Origin of the sequence: Nitrosomonas sp. Is79A3 (assembly GCF_000219585.1) — a bacterium.
GTDB lineage: Bacteria > Pseudomonadota > Gammaproteobacteria > Burkholderiales > Nitrosomonadaceae > Nitrosomonas.
On record NC_015731.1, the window covers coordinates 892,329 to 904,682 of the forward strand.

General features: G+C 41.4%; 8 protein-coding genes and 1 tRNA gene. All 9 read left to right on the forward strand.

Annotated features, from left to right (window positions below; translation table 11 throughout):
* The first annotated feature begins 2 nt into the window (after window positions 1–2).
* The 9 genes from NIT79A3_RS04030 (at window position 3) to rpoC (ending at window position 12,335) form a co-directional block, all read left to right on the forward strand.
* Window positions 3–78, forward strand: a tRNA-Trp gene (locus NIT79A3_RS04030).
* A gap of 295 nt (window positions 79–373) precedes the next feature.
* A complete protein-coding gene (gene secE / locus NIT79A3_RS04035) occupies window positions 374–718 on the forward strand; it encodes a preprotein translocase subunit SecE (protein ID WP_013964987.1) in 345 nt (114 codons plus the stop codon).
* A gap of 21 nt (window positions 719–739) precedes the next feature.
* Window positions 740–1,273: a transcription termination/antitermination protein NusG gene (gene nusG, locus NIT79A3_RS04040; RefSeq protein ID WP_013964988.1), complete on the forward strand. Its 534-nt coding sequence runs from the start codon at window positions 740–742 to the stop codon at window positions 1,271–1,273.
* A 124-nt stretch (window positions 1,274–1,397) separates the two neighbouring features.
* Window positions 1,398–1,829, forward strand: coding sequence for a 50S ribosomal protein L11 (rplK, locus tag NIT79A3_RS04045; protein ID WP_013964989.1), 432 nt, complete (start codon window positions 1,398–1,400; stop codon window positions 1,827–1,829).
* Window position 1,830: 1 nt separating this feature from the next.
* Window positions 1,831–2,523: a 50S ribosomal protein L1 gene (gene rplA, locus NIT79A3_RS04050; protein WP_013964990.1), complete on the forward strand. Its 693-nt coding sequence runs from the start codon at window positions 1,831–1,833 to the stop codon at window positions 2,521–2,523.
* Between the two features lie 318 nt (window positions 2,524–2,841).
* Window positions 2,842–3,357: a 50S ribosomal protein L10 gene (rplJ, locus tag NIT79A3_RS04055; RefSeq protein WP_013964991.1), complete on the forward strand. Its 516-nt coding sequence runs from the start codon at window positions 2,842–2,844 to the stop codon at window positions 3,355–3,357.
* A 64-nt stretch (window positions 3,358–3,421) separates the two neighbouring features.
* Window positions 3,422–3,802: a 50S ribosomal protein L7/L12 gene (gene rplL, locus NIT79A3_RS04060; RefSeq protein WP_013964992.1), complete on the forward strand. Its 381-nt coding sequence runs from the start codon at window positions 3,422–3,424 to the stop codon at window positions 3,800–3,802.
* A 154-nt stretch (window positions 3,803–3,956) separates the two neighbouring features.
* Window positions 3,957–8,030 carry a DNA-directed RNA polymerase subunit beta gene (gene rpoB / locus NIT79A3_RS04065; protein WP_013964993.1) on the forward strand — a complete coding sequence of 1,358 codons (4,074 nt, stop codon included), beginning with the start codon at window positions 3,957–3,959 and terminating at the stop codon, window positions 8,028–8,030.
* A 102-nt stretch (window positions 8,031–8,132) separates the two neighbouring features.
* A complete protein-coding gene (gene rpoC, locus NIT79A3_RS04070) occupies window positions 8,133–12,335 on the forward strand; it encodes a DNA-directed RNA polymerase subunit beta' (RefSeq protein ID WP_013964994.1) in 4,203 nt (1,400 codons plus the stop codon).
* Window positions 12,336–12,354 lie beyond the last annotated feature (19 nt).

Sequence of the window (12,354 nt, forward strand, 5' to 3'; positions counted from 1 at the left end):
AAAGGCCAGTAGCTCAATTGGCAGAGCGTCGGTCTCCAAAACCGAAGGTTGGGGGTTCGATGCCCTCCTGGCCTGCCAAAATAATTGGAATAGAATTACATATTTGATATAAAAGAGAAAAAAGTAAAACACTTTTTTGTTTGTTTGCAGCAATGATCAATCAAATAGGCAAGTTTTCTCGAAACCGAAGTGATCTATTATTCTGATTTTTAAAGAGATAGAAAGAGCGATTTATATTGTGATTATTGAGAGAAATTAAATTTTGACAGATAGTTGAATTTAAGGGTGTTAGAAAAGTTATATAGAAATTTAAAATATTAGAATTGATTAGTGCATGAAATACCATAATTAAGGTATAAAGGGTTAGATAAACGTGAATAAATTAAAGCTTGGACTTGTCTTTGCATTTATAGTGGCAGGTGTTGTGGGATTCATTTACTTAAGTGAAAGCGCAATGGTTGTGCGCGTGTTGTCTATACTAGTTGGATTCCTGTTGGCGATAATTACTGCAAGATTTACAGCCCAAGGTCAAGAATTCTATGTGTTTTGTAAGGAATCTAAAGAGGAAACAAAAAAAGTAGTCTGGCCAAGTCGTAAGGAAACAGTTCAAACATCAGGAGTGGTATTTGCATTTGTTATTGCCATGGCTTTATTTTTGTGGTTTATTGATTCCGCTTTGATGTCCCTTGTAAAGCTTATGATGAATCAAGATGCTTGATCAAATTTCTCAGAGGAAAGAATGAGTAAGAAATGGTATGTAGTTCATGCTTATTCAGGGTATGAGAAGAGTGTGCAAAGGGCACTAAAGGAACGTATTGAACGAGCTGGTATGGAGGACAAATTTGGTCAAATCCTGGTGCCAGTAGAAGAAGTAATAGAAATGAAAAGTGGCCAAAAGAATATTAGTGAGCGAAAGTTTTTTCCTGGTTATGTTTTAGTCGAAATGGAAATGTCTGATGATTCTTGGCACCTGGTCAAGAATACAGACAAAGTGACAGGATTTGTCGGTGGTTCAGCTATGAAACCTACACCGATAAGTCAGAAGGAAGTAGATAATATACTTCATCAGATTCAGGAAGGTGTGGAAAAACCGAAACCAAAAATTCTTTTTGAAGTAGGGGAAGCTGTGCGTGTTAAAGATGGGCCATTCACAGACTTTCATGGCAATGTAGAAGATGTTAACTACGATAAGAGTAAGCTCAGAGTTTCAGTTTCTATATTCGGACGGCCAACACCAGTTGAATTGGATTTTAATCAAGTAGAGAAATCCTAACCGGATATTTACAGAAAATATGAAGTCAATTAGCGTTTGAGCATGTGTTTGTGTGTTGTTTTTTAAATCGTTTAGAATCGGGGAGAGTAAGTAATTGCTCGTTTGCACCCAGTAGGAGAGCGCAGTGGCAAAGAAAATAATCGGTTATATCAAGTTACAAGTACCAGCTGGTAAGGCAAATCCGAGCCCTCCAATTGGACCAGCATTAGGTCAGCGTCAGTTAAATATCATGGAATTTTGTAAAGCGTTTAACGCGGCTACGCAGAAAATTGAACCTGGATTGCCAGTGCCAGTAATAATTACTGCATATGCTGATAAAAGTTTTACATTTGTAATGAAAACGACACCGGCATCTGTACTAATCAAGAAGGCTGCTGGAGTTGGTAAAGGAAGTCCTCGGCCACATTTGGACAAGGTAGGAAAACTAAGTCGCAGTCAGGCGGAAGAAATTGCAAAAACAAAGATGCCAGATCTAACTGCAGCAAATTTGGATGCGGCTGTACGTACTATTGCAGGCAGTGCAAGAAGTATGGGTATAGAAGTAGAGGGTATATAAAATGGGACGTTCATCAAATCGCTACAAAGCTATAGCAGAAAAAGTTGATCGTAATAAGGCATATCAGATTGATGAGGCACTGGGGCTTGTTAAAGAAGCTGCAACAGCTAAATTTAATGAATCTATTGATGTGGCGGTTAATTTAGGTATTGATGCAAAGAAATCAGATCAGGCAGTTCGTGGATCAGTGGTTTTGCCGGCTGGTACAGGGAAAACAGTACGTGTTGCAGTGTTTGCACAAGGCGATAAGGCTAAAGAAGCTCAAGAAGCAGGTGCTGATATTGTGGGGTTTGATGATTTGGCAGCTGATATTAAAGCTGGCAACATAAACTTTGATGTGGCAATTGCAAGCCCGGATGCTATGCGCATTGTCGGTCAATTGGGTCAGATTCTTGGTCCGCGCAGTTTAATGCCAAATCCGAAAGTTGGTACAGTAACTGTTGATATTGCTGGCGCTGTAAAGAATGCAAAAGCCGGGCAAGTACAATTTAGGGCGGATAAAAGTGGAATTATACATTGTACAATTGGGCGAGCATCATTTGAGGTGGATGCATTAAAACAAAATTTGATGGCGCTGATTGATGCGCTTAATAAATCTAAACCAGCCGCGTCAAAAGGTGTATATCTGAGAAAAGTATCTGTTTCAAGCACAATGGGCATTGGCGTTCGAATAGATCAAACTAGCATAACGTAGCAACAAAAGAACTTTGTGGGCCACTGAATACATAAATAGTGTTGTATTGGAGTGGATTGTCAAAGATCACTGGGGTAAGCAAAAAGTAAATAAGTAATACTTTACTGGATGATACTTAAAAACTTGATAGTAATGAATTTGATCTAAGAATTTTTGGATAATTCTTTTTTAATTTCTGTTGAGTACCCAGTGTAGATGGTGAACCCAGAACGGGAGTTTTTCCTGGTTTAAGGTCGCCAGTTTGTAGTATTTGGAAGAGAGCAATTTATTAGTTGGTTATTTATACCAAATACTATTTTTACTGATGGAGAATGAACCTTGAGTCTTAATATTGAAGAGAAAAAAGCTATAGTAGCCGAAGTTAGCGCTCAAGTAGCTGGCGCTCAAGCTATTATCATTGCGGAATATCGCGGGATGGAAGTTGGAAAAATGACACAATTACGAGCAAAAACTCGTGAATCAGGAATTTATTTTCGTGTCATAAAAAATTCATTAGTTCGCCGTGCAGTTGCTGATACGCCTTATGCTGAGCTAGCTAAACATATGGTTGGTCCGCTTGTCTATGGTATAGGTTCTGATCCTGTAGCAGCAGCGAAAGTGCTACATGAATTTTCTAAAGATAATGAAAAATTTGTGATCAAAGTTGGCGCAATAGGTGAGCATGTAATGTCGCGTGAAGAGATTACTGCGCTTGCTGCATTGCCAAGCCGAGATGAACTGTTGTCGAGATTGCTGGGAACAATGCAGGCGCCAATAGCCAAGTTTGTTCAAACACTGAATGAGGTACCAGCTCGATTTGTACGTGGTTTAGCCATGGTACGTGATAGCAAATAAATCTTAAAACTTATATTTAATACAATAGCGATAGCTAAATACAGAAAATTACCAGGAGAAAATGATGGCTGTTACAAAAGATGAGATTTTAGATGCAATTTCAAATATGACGGTACTTGAATTGTCGAAACTGATTAAAGAAATGGAAGAGAAGTTTGGTGTATCTGCAGCAGCCACTGCAGCCGTTGCAGTTGCTGCGCCGGGTGGCGGAAGTGCCCCTGCTGAAGCAGAACAAACTGAATTTACTGTGATTCTTACAGCAGCCGGTGATAGTAAAGTGAATGTGATTAAAGTAGTAAGAGCAGTGACTGGTTTAGGCTTGAAGGAAGCTAAAGACTTGGTTGATGGCGCGCCTAAACCTGTTAAGGAAGGCGTGTCCAAAGAAGATGCTGCTGCAATCCAGAAACAATTGCTTGAAGCTGGCGCTACTTGCGAAATTAAGTAAAAAAAATACTAAAATTATAGGGCTGGTGTGCATATTAGGGCTACCAGCCTTTGGCATTTTGATCATTTGATGAGTCATTGCTGGTATCTTAACAATTGATAGTTATTTGGTCTCAACTCTTCAATCCTCTGTCTTCTTCTTCCGGAGAAAATTCATGAGCTATTCGTTCACAGAGAAAAAACGTATACGTAAAAGTTTTGCCAAACGTGCGAGCGTTTTGCCAATTCCATTTCTTCTCGCTACCCAGCTCGAATCATATGCGGCTTTCTTGCAGGAAAAAGTGGCACCCAATAAACGTCAAAATCAAGGATTGCAGGCAGCATTTAACTCGATATTTCCAATTGAGAGTCACACCAAAAATGCACGCCTTGATTTTATCAGCTATGAACTCGGATCACCTGTATTTGATGTTAAAGAGTGTCAGCAACGCGGACTTACTTACGCATCGCCTTTGCGTGCGAGAGTCAGACTCACTATTATGGATAAAGAAATATCCAAACCGACTGTGAAGGAAGTTAAAGAACAAGAAGTCTATATGGGTGAAATTCCTCTAATGACTGACACTGGATCTTTTGTTATCAATGGCACTGAACGTGTGATTGTTTCACAATTACATCGATCGCCTGGAGTATTCTTTGAACACGATCGGGGCAAAACTCACTCATCCGGTAAGTTATTATTTTCTGCTCGTATTATTCCGTATCGCGGTTCATGGCTTGATTTTGAGTTTGATCCAAAAGATTGCTTATACTTCAGGATAGATCGCCGCCGTAAAATGCCCGTTACTACTCTGTTAAAAGCAATAGGTTGTACTCCAGAGCAGATTCTGAAAGAATTTTTTATATTTGATTGTTTCTATTTTTTAGATAAAAGTATTCAATTTGAACTTGTGCCTGAACGTATGCGTGGTGAGGTAGCGAGTTTTGATATTCTGGCCAAAGGGAAAAAAGTTATTGTCCAGAAAGATAAACGTATTACAGCTAAACATATACGCGAAATGCAGGAAGCCAAGATTGAACAATTGGAAGTGCCTGAAGATTTCTTGCTTGGAAGAATACTTGCGCAGAACATTGTTGATAAAGAAACAGGTGAAGTAGTTGCACTAGCCAATGATGAAATTACGGAAGAAACACTGGATAAGTTTCGTAAAGCCGACATTAAAAAAATTAATACACTTTATGTGAATGATCTTAATCATGGTGCTTTTATTTCTCAAACGCTAAAGATCGATGAAACGACCGATGAAGTGAATGCTCAGGTTGCTATTTATCGCATGATGCGACCAGGCGAACCTCCAACTGAAGAATCAGTTAAGGCATTGTTTACTGGTTTGTTCTATTCACCAGAACGCTATGATTTATCAGTTGTGGGTAGAATGAAATTTAATCGCAGAGTCGGTAGAGCCGAATTGACTGGATCTCAGACCCTATCGAATGAAGATATTATTGCGGTTATAAAAATTCTGGTAGAACTGCGCAATGGACGCGGAGAAATTGATGATATTGATCATCTCGGTAATCGACGGGTGCGTTCTGTAGGCGAATTGGCGGAGAATCAGTTCAGATCTGGACTGGTGCGTGTCGAGCGTGCTGTGAAAGAACGCTTAAGCCAAGCCGAATCGGATAATCTAATGCCGCATGATCTGATCAATGCTAAGCCTGTATCAGCAGCGGCGCGTGAATTCTTTGGATCGAGCCAATTATCTCAATTCATGGATCAAACTAACCCATTATCGGAGATAACACATAAGCGTCGTATTTCAGCTTTGGGACCAGGTGGATTGACGCGCGAAAGAGCTGGATTTGAAGTGCGCGATGTGCACCCAACACATTATGGTCGTGTATGCCCAATTGAAACTCCGGAAGGGCCCAATATTGGTCTTATTAATTCGTTGGCACTGTTTGCGCGAACTAATGAGTATGGGTTCATTGAAACGCCATATAGTAAGGTAAGAGATTGTCAGGTAACTGATGAAATAGATTATTTGTCAGCAATTGAAGAAGGTAACTATATGATTGCTCAGGCAAATGCTGAGCTTGATGAGAGCAATCGTTTTATTAGTGAAATTGTTTCATGCCGTTATAAGAACGAATTCGCATTATCAGCACCGGAGCGCATTGAATATGTCGATGTGGCACCAGCCCAAATCGTTTCAGTGGCGGCTTCGCTGATACCATTCTTAGAGCATGATGACGCTAACCGCGCTTTGATGGGTTCAAATATGCAGCGCCAGGCGGTTCCATGCTTGCGCGCTGAGAAATCGCTTGTGGGGACTGGAATTGAGCGGGTTGTAGCGGTTCATTCGGGAACTACTGTGCGGGCAAAACGTGGTGGAATCGTGGACTATGTTGATGCCGGCCGGATTGTGGTGCGAGTGCATGATGCAGAGACTAGAATGGGGGAAGTGGGTGTTGATATTTATAACCTTATCAAATATACCCGTTCTAATCAGAATACCAATATTAATCAGCGCCCGCTGGTAAAGATTGGAGATAGGATTGAAAAAGATGATGTTATTGCAGATGGCGCTTCTACTGATATGGGGGAACTCGCTTTAGGCCAGAATATGCTCGTGGCATTTATGCCATGGAACGGCTACAACTTCGAGGACTCGATTCTGATATCTGAGCGAGTTGTGGCCGAAGATCGTTTTACATCTATACATATTGAAGAATTATCCGTTGTGAGCCGGGATACTAAGCTTGGTACTGAAGAGATAACTGCTGATATTCCAAATCTATCAGAACATCAGTTAGGTCGTCTTGATGAATCGGGTATTGTTTATATCGGAGCAGAAGTTGAGGCGGGTGATGTATTGGTTGGAAAAGTCACGCCAAAAGGTGAAACACAGTTAACACCAGAAGAAAAATTATTGCGGGCAATTTTTGGCGAAAAAGCATCAGACGTTAAGGATACTTCACTACGAGTACCATCAGGGATCTCAGGGACTGTCATTGACGTACAAGTGTTCACGCGTGAAGGTATTGAGCGTGATAAGCGTGCGCAAAAGATTATTGATGATGAGCTTGATCGCTATAAAAAAGACTTGGCGGACCAAATGCGTATTGTGGAAGAGGATGCGTTTGAACGTCTTGAACGCTTGCTAATTGGTAAGGTTGCCACAGGAGGACCTAATAAGCTGGCCAAAGGAAAAGAAATAAGCGCTGAGTACCTGAAAAGTTTTGATCCGCATTACTGGTTTGATATTCGGCTAGCTGATGAAGATGCAAGTATACAGCTGGAACAAGTGCGAGAAAGTATGGCGCAGAAACGTAAAGCATTTGATGCCGCATTTGAAGAGAAAAAGAAAAAACTAACGCAAGGTGATGAATTAGCACCTGGTGTACAGAAAATGGTCAAAATTTATATTGCGGTTAAACGACGTTTACAACCAGGTGACAAAATGGCGGGACGTCATGGCAATAAAGGCGTGATCTCTAAGATTGTGCCTTTAGAAGATATGCCTTATATGGCTGATGGAACGCCTGTCGATGTAGTACTAAATCCATTAGGGGTTCCTTCTCGGATGAATGTAGGGCAGATTCTTGAAGTGCATTTGGGGTGGGCCGCTAAAGGACTCGGAAGGAAAATCGATGAGATGTTGAAAGTGCATCAGAATGCAAATGAAATCAGAGAATTTCTTGACAAGATCTATAACGGAAGCGGTAAGAGGGAAGACATTTCTTCGCTATCAGATAGTGAAATAATATCACTAGCTGGAAATTTAACCGAAGGTGTTCCTTTTGCGACCCCTGTATTTGATGGAGCAACTGAAGGTGAGATTAAAGATATGCTGGAATTAGCTGGGCTGCCAAAATCTGGTCAAATTACATTATATGATGGTCGAACCGGAGAAGCTTTTGATCGGCAAGTGACAGTTGGTTATATGCATGTTTTGAAACTGCATCATCTGGTGGATGATAAGATGCATGCGCGGTCTACTGGCCCCTACAGTTTGGTAACGCAACAGCCATTGGGTGGTAAAGCACAATTCGGCGGACAGCGCTTTGGTGAGATGGAAGTTTGGGCACTCGAAGCATATGGTGCAGCCTATACTCTGCAGGAAATGTTAACCGTTAAATCGGATGATGTCACAGGACGAACCAAAGTATATGAAAGTATTGTCAAGGGTGATCATAAGATCGATGCAGGAATGCCGGAATCATTTAATGTATTGGTAAAAGAAATACGTTCATTGGGAATGGATATTGATTTAGAACAGCATTGATTATCTAGAATAGTGAGGGTGATTAAACTGGATTCTATCTTGTCACCCTTGCTTTATTACACCAATTATTTTTTATTGCCCCCTGATTTACAGGAGTGACAAATGAAAGCACTACTAGATTTATTTAAACAAGTTACCCATAAAGAAGAATTTGATGCGATTAAAATCGGTCTCGCTTCTCCAGAGAAAATTCGTTCATGGTCATACGGTGAAGTAAAAAAGCCTGAGACGATTAATTATCGTACATTTAAACCCGAAAGAGATGGTTTGTTTTGCGCCAAGATATTTGGTCCGGTAAAAGACTATGAATGTTTGTGCGGCAAATATAAGCGTCTGAAACACCGGGGAGTTATCTGTGAGAAATGTGGTGTTGAGGTCACTTTATCTAAAGTAAGACGTGAGCGGATGGGCCATATCGAACTGGCCTCACCAGTTTCGCATATTTGGTTCTTGAAATCACTGCCTTCTCGTTTGGGTATGGTATTGGATATGACCTTGCGTGATATTGAACGCGTTCTGTATTTTGAAGCATATGTAGTTACTGATCCGGGGTTGACGCCATTAACGCGCTGCCAGCTGCTAACGGAAGATGACTACTTAATCAAAACAGAAGAATATGGTGACGATTTTAGTGCCAGCATGGGTGCAGAAGGTATTCGTGATCTATTAGGTAATTTGGATATAGGTGCCGAGATAGAGAACATGCGCCGTGAAATGGAAAGCACAGGATCGGAAACAAAGATCAAGAAAATCTCTAAGCGGCTTAAGTTACTTGAAGCATTTAACAAATCTGGTATTAAGCCGCAATGGATGGTATTAACTGTGCTACCTGTATTACCACCAGATCTTCGTCCATTAGTTCCTCTCGATGGTGGCCGTTTTGCGACATCTGATTTAAATGATTTGTATCGGCGTGTAATCAATCGGAATAACCGATTAAAACGATTGCTTGAATTAAAAGCTCCAGAAATTATTGTTCGTAATGAAAAGCGTATGTTGCAAGAGGCAGTTGATTCATTACTAGATAATGGCCGTCGTGGTAAAGCAATGACAGGTGCGAATAAGCGTGCACTTAAATCCTTAGCCGACATGATTAAAGGTAAAGGGGGGCGTTTCCGTCAAAATCTACTGGGAAAACGCGTCGATTACTCCGGGCGTTCTGTTATTGTTGTTGGTCCTCAGCTTAAACTACACCAGTGCGGGTTACCTAAAAAAATGGCACTTGAGCTGTTTAAGCCATTTATCTTCAATAAGCTGGAGATAATGGGCATTGCAAGTACCATAAAGGCTGCCAAGCGTGAGGTTGAAAACGAGAGTGCAGTGGTGTGGGATATACTTGAGGACGTTATCCGTGAACATCCAGTTATGCTGAATCGGGCGCCGACTTTACATCGATTGGGCATTCAGGCTTTTGAGCCCGTATTGATTGAAGGTAAAGCAATTCAATTACATCCATTGGTGTGTGCAGCATTTAATGCTGACTTTGACGGAGACCAAATGGCCGTTCACGTACCACTTTCATTAGAAGCACAAATGGAATGTCGCACGTTAATGATGTCAACCAATAATGTGTTGTCTCCTGCCAATGGAGAACCAATTATTGTGCCATCACAAGATATTGTGCTAGGACTTTACTATACTACGCGAGAGAAGGTAGGTGCGCGTGGTGAAGGGATGCTATTTCAGAATGTTGCTGAAGTATCTCGCGCATATGAAAGCCGGAATGTCGAGCTTAATGCAAAAATTACGGTAAGGATTAAGGAGCACGATACAGCCGCCGATGGTGAATGCTATGAAAAAATTACTCGCTATGAAACAACTGTAGGACGGACATTACTATTTGAGATTTTTCCGCCAGGTCTACCTTTCTCTCTGCTTAATAAGACCCTAAAAAAGAAAGAAATTTCGAAACTCATTAATGCAAGCTTTAGACGGTGTGGATTGCGTGAAACTGTCATATTCGCAGATAAATTGATGTATGCAGGCTTCACTTATGCGACGCGAGCAGGTATCTCGATTTGTGCGGATGATATGCTAATACCGACGCAAAAGAGCGATATCATTGCTTCGGCTGAGAAAGAAGTAAAGGAAATTGAAGGACAATATACTTCAGGGCTAGTTACCCAAGGTGAACGTTATAACAAGGTTGTGGATATCTGGGGACGTGCAGGTGATCAGGTTGCGAAAGCAATGATGAATCAACTTGGCGTAGAACCGGTGCGTGATCAGGTTACTGGTGAGATTCAGGTGAGTGAAGACGGCAAGGCGTTGACGCAAGAATCATTTAATTCAATATATATGATGGCGGACTCTGGTGCGCGTGGTTCGGCAGCACAGATACGTCAACTATCTGGGATGCGAGGATTAATGGCGAAACCTGATGGCTCAATTATTGAGACACCAATTACCGCTAACTTCCGTGAAGGATTGAATGTATTGCAATATTTTATTTCAACCCACGGTGCACGTAAGGGCTTGGCTGATACAGCATTGAAAACTGCAAATTCTGGATATTTAACCCGTCGCTTAGTGGATGTTACTCAAGATCTTGTTGTTACGGAAGAAGACTGTAATACGGGTAACGGTGTTGTCATGAAAGCGCTGGTCGAAGGGGGGGAGATCATTGAAGCATTGCGTGAACGGATTCTTGGTAGAGTTGTGGCTAATGACGTGATCAATCCGGAAAATCAGGAAGTGGTTTTTGCTTCGGGCGTATTGCTGGATGAAGATGCAGTGGATTTAATTGAATCATTAGGTATAGACGAAGTAAAAGTTAGGACGCCGTTGACCTGTGAGACACGCTTTGGTTTATGTGCCAAATGCTATGGTCGAGATTTGGGGCGTGGTACCCCGGTTAATGTGGGCGAAGCGGTGGGTGTCATTGCAGCGCAATCGATTGGTGAGCCAGGAACGCAATTAACGATGCGTACATTCCACATTGGTGGTGCGGCATCAAGAACGGCAGTGGTGAGTCAAGTTGAAAGTAAATCAAGTGGAACAGTGCATTACTCCTCTACAATGCGTTATGTGACAAATGCGCAAAATGAATTAATAGCCATTTCTCGTAGCGGTGAAATCATAATACAGGATGAAAATGGCCGTGAACGTGAAAGGCATAAAGCATCTTACGGTGCGACATTATTAGTACGGAATGGAGAGATTGTAAAAGCTGGTCAAATATTGACTACATGGGATCCTCATACTCGACCGATCATTACTGAATATGCCGGTAAGGTTCGTTTTGAAAATGTTGAAGAAGGAGTAACAGTAGCCAAGCAGATTGATGAAGTGACCGGGTTGTCTACGCTGGTAGTAATTGATCCTAAGCGTCGCGGAGTATCGCAATCAAAAGGCTTACGCCCATTAGTTAAGTTTTTGGATGATGATGGAAATGAGATCAAGATAGTTGGTAGTAATCAACCAGTAAGTATAACATTCCAGATTGGCTGTATTATTACCGTCCGTGATGGGCAGCAAGTCAGTGTCGGTGAAGTTTTGGCAAGGATCCCGCAAGAAACTTCCAAAACTCGTGATATTACTGGTGGTTTACCGCGTGTGGCCGAATTATTTGAAGCGAGATCACCAAAAGATGCAGGCATGTTGGCTGAAGTTACTGGCATTGTGTCGTTTGGGAAGGATACTAAAGGTAAACAGCGACTTGTTATTACAGATCTCGAAGGTGTTGTGCATGAATATCTGATAACTAAAGATAAACATGTAATGGCGCACGATGGTCAAGTTGTTAATAAAGGTGAAAACATAGTGGATGGTCCTGCTGATCCACGTGATATATTGCGCCTACAGGGTGTTGAAGCGTTGGCGCGTTATATTACTGACGAAGTTCAAGATGTATATCGTTTACAAGGTGTTAGGATAAATGATAAACATATCGAAGTGATCGTGCGTCAAATGTTGAGGCGTGTTCAAATTACCAACGCTGGAGATTCAACGTTCATACAAGGAGAGCAGGTTGAACGAGCAGACTTATTAATTGAGAACGAGCGTTTGATTGCCGAGAAAAAGATGCCGGCTACGTATGAATTTATGCTTCTTGGCATTACAAAAGCTTCGCTATCAACGGATTCATTTATATCTGCAGCATCATTCCAAGAGACGACACGTGTTTTAACAGAAGCAGCTATCATGGGTAAAAAAGATGATTTGCGAGGACTTAAAGAAAACGTAATTGTAGGAAGATTGGTTCCAGCAGGCACAGGATTATCTTTTCATAGCAAGCGCAAGAACCAAGGGAAGGCACTTGAGTTTAATCTAGAATCAAATATAGCAATCGATAGCGCAGTTTAGGGGTAAAAAGTGCGTATTG